Source organism: Mesorhizobium sp. WSM1343 (assembly GCF_055901535.1).
This window is the reverse complement of record NZ_CM148370.1, coordinates 3,310,848-3,325,421: the sequence shown is the minus strand read 5'-3', so window position 1 is coordinate 3,325,421 and position 14,574 is coordinate 3,310,848. Positions and strand designations below refer to the sequence as shown.

The window sequence follows — 14,574 nt, the reverse complement described above, 5'->3', positions numbered from 1 at the left end:
GGGCGGGTGGCTCTATGCGTTCTGCCCTGCGCCGATAGCCTGCTGACTCGCCTTGCGTGACAGGAGGCCCCGATGAGCCACACGGCGACGACACAGGACGAGAAGCAACTGCCCGCGGTTGGCGACCGCCATGTCGACCCGCATTCCTACCCCGACGGCATCGCCTTTCTCGACGGCCAATACCTGCCGATGTCGCAGGCCAAGATCTCGGTGCTGGACTGGGGTTTTCTGCATTCCGACGCCACCTACGACACCGTGCATGTCTGGAACGGCCGCTTCTTCCGCCTCGATCTGCATCTCGACCGCTTCCTCGGCGGGCTGGAAAAGCTGCGCATGACCATTCCCTTCGACCGCGACGGCGTGACCGAAATCCTGCACAATTGCGTGGCGCTGTCCGGTCATCGCGCCGCCTATGTCGAAATGCTGTGCACGCGCGGCGCCTCTCCGACCTTCAGCCGCGACCCGCGCCAGGCGGTCAACCGCTTCATGGCCTTCGCCGTGCCGTTCGGCTCGGTCGCCAACGCCGAGCAGCTGCAGCGCGGCCTGCGCGTCGCCATCAGCGACAAGATGCGTATTCCGCCGGCCTCGATCGACCCGGCGATCAAGAATTACCACTGGCTCGATCTGGTGCGCGGCCTCTACGATGCCTATGATCGCGGTGCAGAGACCGCGTTGCTCCTCGACTTCAACGGCAATGTCGCCGAAGGCCCGGGCTTCAACGTCTTCTGCGTCAAGGACGGCAAACTGTCGACGCCGGCCACCGGCGTGCTGCCCGGCGTCACCCGCCGCACCGTCTTCGATCTCTGTGCAGAAGAAGGCCTTGCCGCCACGGCGACCGATCTCAGCGTCACCGCATTGCGCGAGGCCGACGAGGTGTTCATCACCTCCACTGCGGGCGGCATCATGCCGGTGACCGAGATCGACGGCGCGGCGATCGCCAATGGCAAGGTCGGACCGATCACCAGCCGGCTGATGGCGCGCTACTGGCAAAAGCACGATGACCCGGCCTGGTCGTCTCAGGTGAATTATCCCCGATAATTCAGGCGTCTTTGTCAAAAGATTCCCGTCGCCTCTGGAAAATCAGAGGATCGACCGTATATGCCCGAAAGCGGAGAAGCCTCCGCTTTAATCCAAAATCACGCCCGCAGGGGCAAGGACTCCAAGATCATGACAAACAAGGTTTGGTTCATCACCGGATCGTCGAAAGGCTTTGGCCGCGTCTGGGCCGAGGCTGCACTCGCGCGTGGCGACAGCGTCGCGGCCACCGCCCGCGATGCCGGCACGCTCGCCGATCTCGTCGATAAATACGGCGACAGGATTGCCGCGATAAAGCTCGACGTCACCGACAAGAAAGCCGTCGATGCCGCTGTCGCCGAGGCGCACAAGCGTTTTGGCCGGCTCGACGTCGTCATCAACAATGCCGGCTACGGCCATTTCGGCGCCATCGAGGAGGTCAGCGAACAGGAAGCTCGCGACCAGATCGAAACCAATGTCTTCGGCGCTCTGTGGGTCACTCAGGCCGCACTGCCGATCATGCGGGCACAGCGTTCCGGCCACATCATCCAGATCTCGTCGATCGGCGGCGTCAATGCCTTTGCCTCGCTCGGCCTCTACCACGCCTCGAAATGGGCGCTGGAGGCCTTCAGCCAGTCGCTCAGCATCGAGGTCGCGGAATTCGGCATCCATGTGACGCTGGTCGAGCCGGGCGGTTTCTCCACCGACTGGGCCGGGCCGTCGGCCAAGGTGTCCCAACCGATCGAGGCCTATGCGCCCGCCCGTGCCAAGATGGCCGAGCGCCGCGCCAATTCGGTCGCCGGCGATCCAGACGCCACCGGACCGGCCATGCTGGCCATTGTCGACGCCGCCGAGCCACCGCTGCGGGTGTTCTTCGGCGATGGCGGCCTGCCGATGATCAAGCAGGAATACGCCAACCGCATTGCCACCTGGGAGAAGTGGGACGACGTTTCCATCATGGCGCAAGGCGCGAAGAAGAACCGCAAGGGCTGAAGTCCAGCGCTTTTGCTGCGCCGCTCCATGGGCGGCGTAGCCGGCCCTCAGGCTTGATAAATCCACTGCTCCGGCACGCGCAGCGATATCTCTTCGCCTGCCCTAACCGTGCCTGGCTTCTCTACCCAGGCGACAATGCCGCGCAGCCGCTTCGCCGCTTTCGGGAACAGCAGAGCGCCGGCTTCGACGTCGGCCATTCCGGCGTTCTCCGCGATCGACCGGCCGGCGATGCGGCACGGGCCATTCTGCGCGTCGACCTTGACTGTCACGCCGCCCTTGAAGAACAGCAGCGTGCCGGCCGGCAGCATGGAGAGGTTCGGCACCCCTTCGATCACCAGATTGGCGCCGATCCACTCCGGCCTGATCTCGGCCAGGCGCATGCGCTCGGCGACGATGGCGAGTTCATCCGCTGCCACGATCGACAGCTGCCGTTCGTTGCGCATTTCAGTGCCGCGCGGATACCAGGGCTCGCGCCCGCCCGAGCGCCGCGTCGGTCCAGCATGGAAATCGCCTGATATGCCGTCGAAACCCAGCCGCAATTCGTCCACCGGGCGCGTCTGAAAATGATCCGCCGACGCCACGTAAAGCGCTGCCGCCCTGGCGGCAAGCTTTCGCGCGGCGATGATTTCAACCGGCTTTTCAGCCTCGGGGAAGAGATCCGGCATGGCGTTCTTTCTATTCGTCATCCAGCGAATTAGCCGGGCGCGCTTCGCGGCGTCCAGTCGAAAGTGCTGATCGTCCGATCAACAGCACCGATAGGATCGCGATCACGCTTTTCTTACCTGTCATCGATCTCGCACCGCATTGCCGGCGCGCGGTGCCGGTTTCATAGTGACGTCCAGACGGTTTGCGGAGGCTGATCATGCGACCTGTGACGGCAATCACGTTGCTTTGGTTGATCTGGGCAGGAAGCTGGGCCGTCGCCGCTTTGTGGTCCGACCCTGCCCAGAAGCGCGCCGGGTTCAAGGCGGAGGCCCGCTATCGGGGTCTCTGGGTAGCCGGCGCGGTGCTGCTGTTCATTCCGGCGCACCGCTATGAAGGCCGGCTCAGGCTGTGGATGCCTGATCTCCCCGAAGCCTGGATCTGTGTCGCCCTGATCGCCATCGGCATCGCCTTTGCCTGGTGGGCGCGCCTGCATCTCGGCAGGCTGTGGTCGGGCACCATCACCGCCAAGGCCGGGCACCGTGTCGTCAACACCGGCCCGTATGGCCTTGTCCGGCATCCGATCTACACCGGATTGCTGCTGGCGATCCTCGCCACCATGGCGGCCAAGGGCACCGTCTGGGGCATAGCCGGAACCGCGCTGCTCATCATCGGCATCGTGACGAAAGCCAGGCTGGAAGAAAATTTCCTGCGCGGCGAACTGGGCAGCGCCTATGACGACTATGCCGCGCGCGTTCCGATGCTGGTGCCGTTCGCACCAGCATGACGCGGCAGCCTCAAAGCATTCTCAGCAGCGCGCCGCCGATCGAATAGCCCGCGCCGAAGGCGCAGATCAGACCGAAATCGCCCGGCTTCATATCGGCGTGGTTCTCCGACAGCGCGACGATGGCCCCGGCGCCCGCCGTGTTGCCCAGCCGCTCCAGCACCATTGGCGCGCGGTCGTGATCGACCTCGTGGCCGAACGACAGCTTCAGGATCATCGCATTCATCCGCGCATTGGCCTGATGCAGCCAGAAGCGCCTGATCGCCTGCGGCGTCAGCCCGTGCTCGGCGAGGAATTCGACGATGAATTTCTGCCCGGCGACGGTGACTTCCTTGAACACCTTGTTGCCGACCTGCTTGATCAGATTGCCTTCCAGATTGATCATGTAAGGATCATCCTGGGCGGTGCGGGTATGGTAGCCCAGATTGGTGCGGATGTTGTTCGACATCTGCGTCCAGATGCGCGTGTCGAGCACCTCGAAGCGCCCCGGCCGCTTGTCGCCCTTGGCCAGGCCTTCGACCACCATCGACACCGAAGCGTCGCCGAAAATGAAATGCGTCTGCCGGTCGCGAAAATTGAGATGGCCGGTGATGATCTCGGGCGTCGTCACCAGAATGCGCTTGTGCGCGCCGGACCGCACCAAATTGACGGCGATGTGCAAGGCCGCCGCCGCCGAAGAACAGCCGAGCCCCATGTCGAAGCCTGCGCCCTTGGTGCCCAGCGCCTCCTGCATTTCGATGGCGATCGCCGGATAGGGCCGCTGGTGATGCGAGGCCGAGCAGATCACCAGGTCTATATCCGACGGCTGTAGCCCCGCATGCTCGAGAGCCTTCTTCGCCGAGGCGATGCCGAACTCGGCTTCGAGCGACAGCGCATCGTCGGGCCGAGCCGGAATGCGCGGCGACATGCGGGTCGGATCGAGAATGCCTTCGCGCTCGATCACATGACGGGTGCGCACGCCCGAAGCGTGGACGATGAAGTCGCTATCCGATTTCGCCAGCGGCGGCTCGTCGGTGCCCAGGCGGCGCGCATTCTCCGCGTCGACCCAGGCATTGAAGCTGGCCACCAGCTCTTCATTGGTGATTGTGGCTTCAGGGATTTCAACGCCGATGCCGCTGATGATGACGCGATGCATGTCCAGTCCGTCCCATCCGCAGGCGTTGCGGGCTTCATGTGGGCGCCGGAACGCTCCGGCGCAACAGTTTTCTCACCGCGGCGGTTTACGCCGGCTTAAACCAAAGGTTTAGGCCGGACTGGTCCTCGTGCAACATGGATAATCAGGCCCGCTTGGCAACGATGAAGATGCGTGGAAAGCGCAAAAGCACCTTACCGCTAGCCGTTTTCGGATAGGCCTTGGCGATCTTGGCCGTGTAGCTTTCGAGGAACATCGCCCGTTCGTCGGAATCCAGCGGATCGAGGAACGGTTTCAGGCCCGTCGACTTCACCCATTCGACGATCGCTTCGGCGTCGGCAAGCGGGTGGTTGTAGATGGTATGCCAGATATCCAGCCGATCACTGAGCGGCGACAGGAGGTCATAGTAGGACGACGCCGGCGGCAACGGCCCGCGTGCCGCGCCCTTGAACTTTTCGGCAAACGGCATTTCGGCGGCGGTCTCGCGCATCAGGCGGTGCGAGTCTTCGCCCATATTGTCGGGCATCTGGACGGCCAGCGCGCCGCCTGGCGCGAGGAAACCCATCAGCCGCTGGAAGACTGCGGGATGCTCGGGCAGCCACTGGAACACCGCATTGGCAAAAATCACGTCGACCGGCTCCGCCGGCTGCCATTTGGAGGCATCGGCGAGATCAAAGGTGACCTCGGGCAAGCGCGCCCGCGCCTTCTCGATCATGTCGGGCGAAGTGTCGAAGCCGCTCACCCCAGCATCCGGCCAGCGCCCGACGAGCAACTCGGTCGAATTGCCCGGCCCGCAGCCGATGTCGACGACCCGGCGTGGAAAGTCGACGGGCACCTGCGCCACAAGATCCCGCGCGGGCCGCGTGCGTTCGTCCTCGAATTTCAGATATTGGGCGGCGGACCAATCAGCCATTTGAGCTCCTCATGCCGGTTGAGATCGCCGCCCGGACCCCCCCTACCGCGTCAGCCTCTTGTAGGTCATGCGGTGCGGGTTGACGGCATCCGGCCCGAGGCGGCGGATCTTGTCCTGCTCGTAATCCTCGAAATTGCCCTCGAACCATTCGACATGGCTGTCGCCCTCGAAGGCGAGGATGTGCGTCGCCAGGCGGTCGAGGAACATGCGATCGTGCGAGATGATGACCGCGCAGCCACCGAAATTTTCCAGCGCGTCTTCGAGCGCGGCCAGCGTTTCGGTGTCGAGATCGTTGGTCGGTTCGTCGAGCAGCAGCACATTGCCGCCGGTCTTCAACATCTTGGCCAGATGCACGCGGTTGCGCTGGCCGCCGGAGAGGTTGCCGACCTTCTGCTGCTGGTCGCCGCCACGGAAGTTGAACGACGCGCAATAGGCGCGCGTGTTGGCCTCGAACTTGCCGAGCTTGACCACTTCTGCGCCGCCGGAAATCTCTTCCCACACCGTCTTCGACGGATCGAGAGCATCGCGGCTCTGGTCGACATAGCCGAGCTTCACCGTTTCGCCGACGCGCACAGAACCCGCATCCGGCTTTTCCTGGCCGGTGATCATGCGAAACAGCGTCGTCTTGCCGGCGCCATTCGGGCCGATGACGCCGACGATGCCGCCGGGCGGCAGCTTGAATTCCAGGCCGTCGATGAGCAGCGTGTCACCAAAGCCCTTCGACAGGCCTTCCGCCTCGATCACGACATTGCCGAGCCGCTCGCCGTGCGGGATGACGATCTGCGTATCGCTCGGACGCCGCTTGTCGGCTGCATCCAACAGATCCTGGAACGCCTGGATACGCGCCTTGGATTTGGTCTGGCGGGCCTTCGGGCTCGACTGGATCCATTCGCGCTCGCGGCCGATGGCGCGCTGGCGGGCATCGTCCTCGCGGCCTTCCTGCTTGAGCCGCTTGGCCTTGGCTTCGAGGTACTTGGTGTAGTTGCCCTCATAGGGAATGCCGCGGCCGCGATCGAGTTCGAGGATCCAGCCGGTGACGTTGTCGAGGAAGTAGCGATCGTGGGTGATGATCATCACGGCGCCCGGATAGGCACGCAGATGCTTTTCCAGCCATGCCGTGGTTTCGGCGTCGAGATGGTTGGTCGGTTCGTCGAGCAGCAGAAGGTCGGGCTGGCGCAGCAAAAGCTGGCAAAGCGCGACGCGGCGGCGCTCGCCGCCCGAAAGCTTGGTGACTTCCGAATCCTTGGGCGGGCAGCCCAGCGCTTCCATCGCCATCTCGACCTGCTGTTCGAGGTCCCACAGGTTCAGCCGATCCATCTCGTCCTGGAGCTTGGCCGACTCGTCGGCCGTCTCGTCGGAATAGTTCATCATCAATTCGTTGTAGCGCTCGATGATGGCGGTCTTGGCGGCGACGCCTTCCATGATGTTTTCGAACACGGTCTTGTCCGGATCGAGCGCCGGCTCCTGTGCCAGGTAGCCGACAGTGGCGCCTTCGGCGAGCCACGCTTCGCCGTTCCACTCCTTGTCGAGCCCGGCCATGATCTTGAGGATCGTCGACTTGCCCGAACCGTTGGGGCCGAGGATGCCGATCTTGGCGTCCGGATAGAAGGAGAGATGGACATTCTCGAGCACCTTCTTGGTGCCATAGGCCTTGTTGAGGCCGGCCATGTGATAGATGAACTGGCGTGCCACGCGCGCTTTCCCTGAAAAACCGACTGGATTTGTCGAATTGAATGGAGGTTGGCCGCTATGTAGGCGATGCGGCGGCGAACGGCAATCGCTTTTGCCAGATCAGGCCAATCACACGGACAAGTGTGGACCGCTGCTCGTGCAGTCTGGGGGCCGTTCAACCGCCCTTACTGGAACCCGATAGCGTCGACGGTGCCGGTCGGGCAGCCTGCCTTGTTGGTCGGCACCGAAGCCAGCAGCAGGTCCTTGAGCGCGCTGTTCGGGCCGATCGGGCCGGCGAGGCCGAGGGTCAGTTCGCCGATCAGCCGCCTGCCGCTCGACGGATCGATGACGCAGGAAACGCGCACGCGGTCCCCTGCTCCCGCCTCGAAGGCAGTGTCGAAAGCGCCGCGGATCTGGTCGGCCGTCAGCTTGCCGCCGATGTTCTTGGCAAAGAGATCGCGCACCGGCGAACTGTTCACCGCGCGCATCAAATTCAGCGCGTCGGAGAAATAGTCCTGCTGGCTCTTGCCGTAGCAGGTGCCGTGCTTGATCCATTCATGCCGTTCGAGATGGGAGGCCGTTCCAGGCATCACCTGATCGAGTTCCGTGCGGGTATTGGCGTCAAGATTGACCGGCGGCAGGTCTTTCCAGTGGGCCGGATTGTCGTTGGCCTTGTCGCTCGCCGTCGCCTGGCAATAGAAATTGCCATTCGGCTGCGGCCACAGGCCGTGCAAGGTGAAATGCGTGGCGTCGAAATCGCCGGCACTTTGTGCCCTGCATTCGGTCTTGTTCGACTTTGTCTCGCAAAACGCCGGCTGCCAGCTCAGCGCGAAGACGTATTCGGGCTTCCCCGATGCCGCCGGCTTGCCTTGCCCGTCAGGCGCGGCCGGCACGGTCGCCGCGCTGCTGCCGGAAACATGGCCGCAGCTGACCTTCACCCAGCGGCGCTCCGGATCGGCGCCCGGCACCAGGATGAGATAATGCGTCGGCGTATCCTTGTTGCCGGCAAGCAACTGATAGCTCTGCCCGGCATCGGTCGAGACATTGCCGGGGTTCTTGCCGTTCTTGATCGCTTGCGTCGCCGGACAGGCGGCGTCGGCGACGAAGCTGCCGCTCATCTTCACGTCGGCATGCGCGGCCCCGGCCAGCGACGCCGCCAACATGGCCAATCCGAAAACGACACCGATGCGCATGGAGAATCCCCGGCTGAAGAAGTGGGCGACAGACTGAAGCTGTCTCCATGTCAGAATTGCGATATTTTGCTGACCGAACGCAAGAAACATCGTCGCGAAAAGCGGGTTTGCCGGATTGACGCATAATGTGGGCCGGCGCAAACAAAGCCAACGACGACAAAAGCAGGGGCGGGATCAGGCGGCATGTCATTCAGCCAGCAGCGCGTGGTTGCCTCGCCGACCGGTGCCGAGCTCAATCTTTTCGTCAGGCAGGCCGATGGCCGGGCACGCGCCGTCGTCCAGATCAATCACGGGCTAGCCGAGCACGCAGCGCGCTATGCCCGCTTTGCCGATTTTCTTGGCTCGCGCGGTTTCGACGTCTATGTCCACGATCATCGCGGCCACGGCGCGACCAAGGCGTCCGACGCTCCGCTCGGCAGGTTCGCCGACAGGGACGGTGCCGCCAAGGTGATCGCCGACGTCGACGTCATCCATGATCTCATCGCCCGCGAACGGCCAAACAGACCGGTCATCCTGTTTGGCCATTCGATGGGTGCGTCGGTGGCGCTGAACTACCTGTTGCGCCACTCGCCACGCGTTCACGCGGCAGCAATCTGGAACGGCAATTTCTCCCAAGGCCCGCTTGGGCAGCTTGCGCTCGGCATCCTTGCCTGGGAACGGATGCGGCTCGGCTCCGACGTGCCATCGCGCCTGCTGCCGAAACTCACCTTCCAGGCCTGGGGCAAGGCGGTGCCCAATCACCGCACAGTGTTCGACTGGCTGTCGCGCGACGAAGCGGAAGTGGCGAAATACATTGCCGATCCCTTGTGCGGCTGGGACGCTTCGGTGTCGATGTGGCGCGACGTCGTCGGTATGGCGCTGAACGGCGGCAAGGATGCCGGCTTTGCCGGTATACGGCGCGACCTGCCCGTCAGCATCGTCGGAGGCGAGAAGGATCCGGCTTCCGACTATGGCAAAGGGATCACCCATCTTGCCAATCGCATGCGCAAGATGGGCTTTTCGAATCTGGTTTCAAAGGTTTATGCCGACACCCGCCACGAAAGCCTGAACGAGGTGAATCGCGACATTATCATGGATGATTTCGCCGCCTGGGCCGACGAAGTCCTCAAAGCGTGACGGATTGGCCCATTGCAAGAGCCGTGACAGCCGTTGCAGGGCTTGATAGAGGCTCTGCTTTCGCAGCAATCGCAGTGATTGCGGCAACCACGGTGATCCATGGCTGAGCCCCCGCTGAAAGGCGTCCGCGTCGTCGAACTCGCCCGCATCCTTGCCGGGCCATGGGCCGGGCAGTTGCTTGCCGATCTCGGCGCCGATGTCATCAAGGTCGAGAGCCCCGATGGCGGCGACGACACCCGCAAATGGGGCCCGCCCTTCGTCATGGGCAAGGACGGCGAGAACCTGTCGGCCGCCTATTACCATTCCTGCAACCGCGGCAAGCGCTCCATCGCCATCGATTTCTCGACCCCGGAAGGCGCCGAGACGGTGCGCCGCCTGGTCGCCACTTCGGACGTGCTGATCGAGAACTTCAAGCTCGGCGGCCTGAAGAAATACGGCCTCGACTATGACAGCCTGCGCAAGATCAACCCGCGCCTCGTCTACTGCTCGATCACCGGCTTCGGCCAGGACGGTCCGTACGCACCGCGCGCCGGCTACGACTTTATCATCCAGGCCATGGCCGGCATGATGTCGATCACCGGCGAGGTCGGCCGCGAGCCGCAAAAAGCCGGCGTCGCCATCTCCGACATCTTCACCGGCCTTTATTCGGTCATCGCCATCCAGGCAGCACTGCGCCATGCCGAGCAGACCGGCGAAGGTCAGCATGTCGACATGGCGCTTTTCGACACCCAGATCTCGGCGCTCGGCAACCAGAATTTGAACTATCTCGTCTCCGGCAAATCGCCGGTGCAGATGGGCAATGCGCATATGAACATCGCCCCCTACGAGGTGGTGCCGGTCCGGGATGGGCACATCATCCTTGCGGTGGGCAATGACGGCCAGTTCGCCAAATTCTGCGCTGCCGTCGGGCTGGACGATCTGCCGGCCAATCCCGACTTCGCCACCAACCCCGCCCGGGTCGCCAACCGGGTCAAGCTGCGCGAGCATGTGATCGAAGCGCTGAAGATCTTCGACCGCGATCCGCTGCTGGCAAAGCTCGAAGCGGCCGGCGTGCCGGCGAGCCCGATCAACACGATCGGCCAGATGTTCGCCGACCCGCAGACGATCGCGCGCGGCATGCGGCTCGACCTGGACGACGGCCATGGCAATCTTCTGCCTTCGGTGCGCGCGCCGATGGTGATGTCGGGCACGCCGCTGGTCTATGAGCGCCCCTCGCCGCGCCTGGGCGAGCACACGCAAGAAATCCTTGCCGAACTGGAGAAGTCTGGACAATGAAGACCGGCGGACAACTCATCGTCGACGCGCTCGAAGCCAACGGCACCGACCGCATCTACTGCGTGCCCGGTGAATCCTATCTGGCGGTGCTCGACGCGCTGCACGATTCAGCGATCCGCACCATCGTCTGCCGCCAGGAAGGCGGTGCCGCCATGATGGCCGATTGCCACGGCCGCCTGACCGGCAAGCCCGGCATCTGCTTCGTCACCCGCGGCCCCGGCGCCACCAATGCCTCGGCCGGCATCCACATCGCCATGCAGGATTCGATACCCGTCATCCTGTTCATCGGCCAGGTCGCCGGCCACGCCAAAGAGCGCGAGGCTTTCCAGGAGGTGGATTACAAGAGGTTCTTCGGCGACATCGCCAAATGGGTAGTCGAGATCGACGACGCCTCGCGCATCCCAGAATTCGTCACCCGCGCCTTCGCCGTGGCGACATCGGGCCGTCCCGGCCCAGTGGTGATCTCGCTGCCCGAAGACATGCTGACCAGTGTAGTCGAGGCGCCCGTCGCCTTGCCGCACACACCGGTCGAAACGCGGCCCGGGGAAGCCGAACTCGATGCGCTTGAGAAATTGCTGGCCAAGTCCAAGCGGCCTTTCGTCATCCTTGGCGGCACGCGCTGGGACGCCGAGGCGGTTGCACAAATGCGCACGATCGCCGAGGCCTGGTCGCTGCCGGTCGGCTGTTCCTTCCGCCGCCAGATGCTGTTCGATCATCTGCATCCGAACTATGCCGGCGATGTCGGCATAGGCATCAACCCGAAGCTGGCCACAGCGATCAAGCAGGCCGACCTCGTGCTGCTGATCGGCGGCCGCATGGGCGAAATGCCCTCCTCGGACTACACGCTGCTGAAAAGCCCCTACCCGGCCCAGACACTGGTCCATGTCCATGCCGATTCCGGCGAGCTCGGCCGCGTTTACAGGCCGGCATTGGCGATCAACGCCTCGCCGTCCGCCTTCGTCGACGCTTTCGCCAAACGCAAGCCGGCCTCCGCACCCGTCTGGGCAGCCGAGACGCCAAAGCTGCATGCCACCTATCTCGACTGGTCGACACCACCCGAAAGCGGCCCCGGCCCGGTCCAGATGGGCCCGATCATGAACTATCTCGAAAAGATGCTGCCCGACGACGCCATTCTCACCAACGGCGCAGGCAATTACGCCACCTGGGTGCATCGCTTCCATCGCTTCCGCCGCTTCGCCACTCAAGGTGCGCCGACGTCAGGCTCGATGGGCTATGGCACGCCTGCGGCAGTCGCCGCCAAAGAGCTGTTTCCAGAGCGCACCGTGGTCGCTTTCGCCGGCGACGGCTGCTTCCTGATGAACGGGCAGGAATTCGCCACTGCCGTGCAATACGACCTGCCGATCGTCGTCGTCGTCGTCAACAACGGTATCTACGGCACCATCCGCATGCATCAGGAGCGCGAATATCCCGGCCGCGTGGTGGCCACCGACCTCAAGAACCCCGATTTCGCGGCTCTCGCCCGCGCCTATGGCGGCCATGGCGAAACGGTTGAGAAGACGGCGGACTTCGCCCCGGCCTTCGAACGCGCCCGCGCCAGCGGCAAGCCGGCGATCGTCGAGATCAGGCTCGACCCCGAAGCGATCACCCCGACCCGGACGATGACCCAGATCCGCGACAAGGTTTGAGAGCCGACCGGGGCAAGTCGAGTTCCTTCACGCCCCCTCTGCCCTGCCGGGCATCTCCCCCTCAAGGGGGGGAGATTGGCAGTTTCGTCGTCTCGCCCTTCTTCCAACACTGGCGATTGGCGAAACCCGAAGTACATTCGATCTCCCCCTTGAGGGGGAGATGTCCGGCAGGACAGAGGGGGGCGCTGTCCCGCCAACCTTCAACGGTCAGCTACTTCGCCTTCTCGATCTGGCCGCGGACCTCCCCATTCGGGTTCGCTTTGGTGTGGACGTTGACGTAATACTTGCCGGCCTCAAGGTCAGCCGCCTGGGCATCAGTGAGCGTCTCCGACCCTTTGATCGGGCTCTTGAGTTTTTTGAACGGGATGACAGGGTCGGCGTTTTCACCCATCGCCGCAGGGCCATGGATATGCGCGGCCGTCGCCGGTCCGCTGAGGCCGGAATATTTGACGTTCCAGTTGAGCTTCTTCTTGGTCGTGTCGAAGGTGAAAGTGGCCGTGCCCTTACCCTTCGTGGTGACGGGCGGGCTCTGCTGGCTGCCGTCTAGTGTCGCCTTGAACTTTTCCATGGCTGCCAGGGCCGGCGATGCGAACAGGAAAGCGGTCGAAATGGCCAGCGCCGACAGCGCCGGTAAGAAGGATTGGGTGCGCATGAAGAACCTCCGATTGACTGTGCACGCGTCGCGGCTCCCCGGCGCGCGCATGCGCCAACGGAACGGCCTGGCGGCACAATGTATCCAACCACACGTTTTTGTGATGACGTATAGAGATCCTAGGGGCCGTCCTGTCCGGCTTCAGCGATAGCGGTCAGACCGCCGCCAGCGCCTGCGTCAGGTCGGCGATCAGATCGTCCGGATGCTCGACGCCGATCGACAGCCTGACCGTGGTCTCCAGCACGCCGATGCGCTGGCGCACCTCGAAGGGAATGCCCGAATGGGTCATGGCCGCGGGGTGACTGGCCAGCGATTCCGTTCCGCCGAGGCTCACCGCCAGCTTGAAGATCTGCAATCCGTTGAGGAAGGCGAAAGCCGCCTTCTCCCCGCCCTTGATGTCGAAGGAGAAGGTTGATCCGGCGCCGCTGCATTGCGCCCTGTAGGCGCGGCCGGCCGGCGTATTCTCGCCCAGAAACGGCAGGTAGTGCACCTTGTCGACCTTGGCGTGGTCGCGCAGGAATTCGGCGATCAGGCGAGCATTGTCGTTGGCCCGCTCCATGCGGATCGACAGCGTCTCCAGCGAGCGGCCGAGCATCCAGCAGGAATGCGGGTCGAGCTGCGTGCCGATCGCGCCGCGCAGCGCCTTGATCGGCTTGGTGATAGCCTTGCTGCCCATGGCGGCACCCGCGATCAGGTCGGAATGGCCGCCGACATATTTGGTCAGCGAATAAACCGACACGTCGGCACCATGTTCGATCGGCCGCTGGAACACCGGACCCAGCAATGTGTTGTCGCACACGATGATCGGCGTTGACCCTTGGCTCGCGCCGATCTCGTCGGCGATCTTGCGCATCAGCGCGAGGTCGACCAGGCTGTTGGTCGGGTTTGACGGCGTCTCGATCAGGATGACCGACACGCGGCCTTTCGCGACGGCCGCGTCGGCGGCCGTGCGCACCGCCGGCTCGTCCACGCCATCCGCGAAACCGACAGCACCGATGCCGAAACCGGAGAGCGTGCCCGTCAAAAGCGTCTCCGTGCCGCCGTAGAGTGGCTGCGAATGCAGGATGACGTCGCCCGGACGGGCATAGGCGAGCAGTGTCGTGGCGATCGCCGACATGCCCGATGAAAACAGGATACAGGCATCCGTCCCCTCATAGATCGCCAGCCGGTCCTCGACGATCTCGCTGTTGGGATGATTGAAGCGCGAATAGACCAGGCCGGAGGCGGTGCCGCTCGGCGGCTCCTTCCTGCCGGATGTGTAGTCGAAGAAGTCGCGTCCCTCCTCCGCCGACTTGAACACGAAGGTCGAGGTCAGGAACACCGGCGGCTTGACGGCGCCCTCCGACAGCTGCGGATCGAAGCCATAGCTCAGCATCAGCGTCTCCGGATGGAGCTTGTGGTTGCCGATATGGGTTTTCGACGGGCGTGGCGCGGTCATGGCTTTTCCTGCCTGTTCGAGTGAAATAGTGAACGGCAATTTATGCGATCTCGTTCCACCAGTCCTTGCTATTTTTGGGCTCACATGGCTGCATTCCCGCAACAA

Annotated in this window: 13 protein-coding genes; 6 read left to right on the top strand and 7 right to left on the bottom strand. The window is 63.6% G+C overall.

Annotation, left to right across the window (positions count from 1 at the left end; translation table 11 throughout):
* Window positions 1-72 precede the first annotated feature (72 nt).
* A complete protein-coding gene (locus AC0NIL_RS16110) occupies window positions 73-1,038 on the top strand; it encodes a D-amino acid aminotransferase (protein WP_275952718.1) in 966 nt (321 codons plus the stop codon).
* Between the two features lie 129 nt (window positions 1,039-1,167).
* Complete coding sequence (locus AC0NIL_RS16105; protein ID WP_275952717.1) at window positions 1,168-2,007, top strand: SDR family oxidoreductase; 840 nt, start codon at window positions 1,168-1,170, stop codon at window positions 2,005-2,007.
* A gap of 47 nt (window positions 2,008-2,054) precedes the next feature.
* On the opposite strand, the gene AC0NIL_RS16100 is transcribed toward AC0NIL_RS16105, so the two are convergent.
* Window positions 2,055-2,672: an MOSC domain-containing protein gene (locus AC0NIL_RS16100; RefSeq protein ID WP_275952716.1), complete on the bottom strand. Its 618-nt coding sequence runs from the start codon at window positions 2,670-2,672 to the stop codon at window positions 2,055-2,057.
* A gap of 197 nt (window positions 2,673-2,869) precedes the next feature.
* On the opposite strand from AC0NIL_RS16100, the gene AC0NIL_RS16095 reads away from it, so the two are divergent.
* Entirely contained in the window at window positions 2,870-3,436 is a 567-nt protein-coding gene (locus AC0NIL_RS16095) for a methyltransferase family protein (RefSeq protein WP_275952715.1), read from the top strand.
* Window positions 3,437-3,446: 10 nt separating this feature from the next.
* On the opposite strand, the gene AC0NIL_RS16090 is transcribed toward AC0NIL_RS16095, so the two are convergent.
* The 4 genes from AC0NIL_RS16090 to AC0NIL_RS16075 form a co-directional block, all read right to left on the bottom strand.
* On the bottom strand, window positions 3,447-4,568 hold the full coding sequence (locus AC0NIL_RS16090; RefSeq protein ID WP_027160654.1) for a beta-ketoacyl-ACP synthase III: 1,122 nt from the start codon (window positions 4,566-4,568) through the stop codon (window positions 3,447-3,449).
* A gap of 142 nt (window positions 4,569-4,710) precedes the next feature.
* On the bottom strand, window positions 4,711-5,478 hold the full coding sequence (tam, locus tag AC0NIL_RS16085) for a trans-aconitate 2-methyltransferase (protein WP_275952714.1): 768 nt from the start codon (window positions 5,476-5,478) through the stop codon (window positions 4,711-4,713).
* 42 nt (window positions 5,479-5,520) lie between these two features.
* Window positions 5,521-7,170, bottom strand: coding sequence for an energy-dependent translational throttle protein EttA (gene ettA / locus AC0NIL_RS16080; RefSeq protein WP_013530923.1), 1,650 nt, complete (start codon window positions 7,168-7,170; stop codon window positions 5,521-5,523).
* A gap of 164 nt (window positions 7,171-7,334) precedes the next feature.
* The gene (locus AC0NIL_RS16075; RefSeq protein ID WP_275952713.1) at window positions 7,335-8,342 is read right to left on the bottom strand and encodes a ribonuclease T2 family protein; all 1,008 of its coding nucleotides are present in this window, start codon (window positions 8,340-8,342) and stop codon (window positions 7,335-7,337) included.
* 183 nt (window positions 8,343-8,525) lie between these two features.
* Here AC0NIL_RS16075 and AC0NIL_RS16070 point away from each other — a divergent pair, with 183 nt between their 5' ends.
* From AC0NIL_RS16070 to AC0NIL_RS16060, 3 genes are all read left to right on the top strand, one after another.
* Window positions 8,526-9,458, top strand: coding sequence for an alpha/beta fold hydrolase (locus AC0NIL_RS16070; RefSeq protein WP_013530921.1), 933 nt, complete (start codon window positions 8,526-8,528; stop codon window positions 9,456-9,458).
* 99 nt (window positions 9,459-9,557) lie between these two features.
* Window positions 9,558-10,733: a CaiB/BaiF CoA transferase family protein gene (locus tag AC0NIL_RS16065; RefSeq protein WP_013530920.1), complete on the top strand. Its 1,176-nt coding sequence runs from the start codon at window positions 9,558-9,560 to the stop codon at window positions 10,731-10,733.
* Window positions 10,730-12,379: a thiamine pyrophosphate-binding protein gene (locus AC0NIL_RS16060; RefSeq protein ID WP_275952712.1), complete on the top strand. Its 1,650-nt coding sequence runs from the start codon at window positions 10,730-10,732 to the stop codon at window positions 12,377-12,379. The genes AC0NIL_RS16065 and AC0NIL_RS16060 overlap by 4 nt, the downstream gene beginning before the upstream one ends.
* A gap of 211 nt (window positions 12,380-12,590) precedes the next feature.
* Here the strand turns inward: AC0NIL_RS16060 and AC0NIL_RS16055 are convergent, their stop codons facing one another.
* Both AC0NIL_RS16055 and AC0NIL_RS16050 read right to left on the bottom strand, forming a co-directional pair.
* Window positions 12,591-13,031, bottom strand: a complete 441-nt coding sequence (locus tag AC0NIL_RS16055; RefSeq protein WP_013530918.1) for a CHRD domain-containing protein — start codon at window positions 13,029-13,031, stop codon at window positions 12,591-12,593.
* 154 nt (window positions 13,032-13,185) lie between these two features.
* Window positions 13,186-14,469, bottom strand: a complete 1,284-nt coding sequence (locus AC0NIL_RS16050; protein WP_473572048.1) for a cystathionine gamma-synthase family protein — start codon at window positions 14,467-14,469, stop codon at window positions 13,186-13,188.
* Window positions 14,470-14,574: the final 105 nt, after the last annotated feature.

Bases quoted from the DNA above. Each gene is read 5' to 3' on its own strand.
- AC0NIL_RS16110 (WP_275952718.1), top strand. From the start codon at position 73: ATGAGCCACACGGCGACGACACAGGACGAGAAGCAACTGCCCGCGGTT.
- AC0NIL_RS16105 (WP_275952717.1), top strand. From the start codon at position 1,168: ATGACAAACAAGGTTTGGTTCATCACCGGATCGTCGAAAGGCTTTGGC.
- AC0NIL_RS16100 (WP_275952716.1), bottom strand. From the start codon at position 2,672: ATGCCGGATCTCTTCCCCGAGGCTGAAAAGCCGGTTGAAATCATCGCC.
- AC0NIL_RS16095 (WP_275952715.1), top strand. From the start codon at position 2,870: ATGCGACCTGTGACGGCAATCACGTTGCTTTGGTTGATCTGGGCAGGA.
- AC0NIL_RS16090 (WP_027160654.1), bottom strand. From the start codon at position 4,568: ATGCATCGCGTCATCATCAGCGGCATCGGCGTTGAAATCCCTGAAGCC.
- tam (WP_275952714.1), bottom strand. From the start codon at position 5,478: ATGGCTGATTGGTCCGCCGCCCAATATCTGAAATTCGAGGACGAACGC.
- AC0NIL_RS16075 (WP_275952713.1), bottom strand. From the start codon at position 8,342: ATGCGCATCGGTGTCGTTTTCGGATTGGCCATGTTGGCGGCGTCGCTG.
- AC0NIL_RS16070 (WP_013530921.1), top strand. From the start codon at position 8,526: ATGTCATTCAGCCAGCAGCGCGTGGTTGCCTCGCCGACCGGTGCCGAG.
- AC0NIL_RS16065 (WP_013530920.1), top strand. From the start codon at position 9,558: ATGGCTGAGCCCCCGCTGAAAGGCGTCCGCGTCGTCGAACTCGCCCGC.
- AC0NIL_RS16060 (WP_275952712.1), top strand. From the start codon at position 10,730: ATGAAGACCGGCGGACAACTCATCGTCGACGCGCTCGAAGCCAACGGC.
- AC0NIL_RS16055 (WP_013530918.1), bottom strand. From the start codon at position 13,031: ATGCGCACCCAATCCTTCTTACCGGCGCTGTCGGCGCTGGCCATTTCG.
- AC0NIL_RS16050 (WP_473572048.1), bottom strand. From the start codon at position 14,469: ATGACCGCGCCACGCCCGTCGAAAACCCATATCGGCAACCACAAGCTC.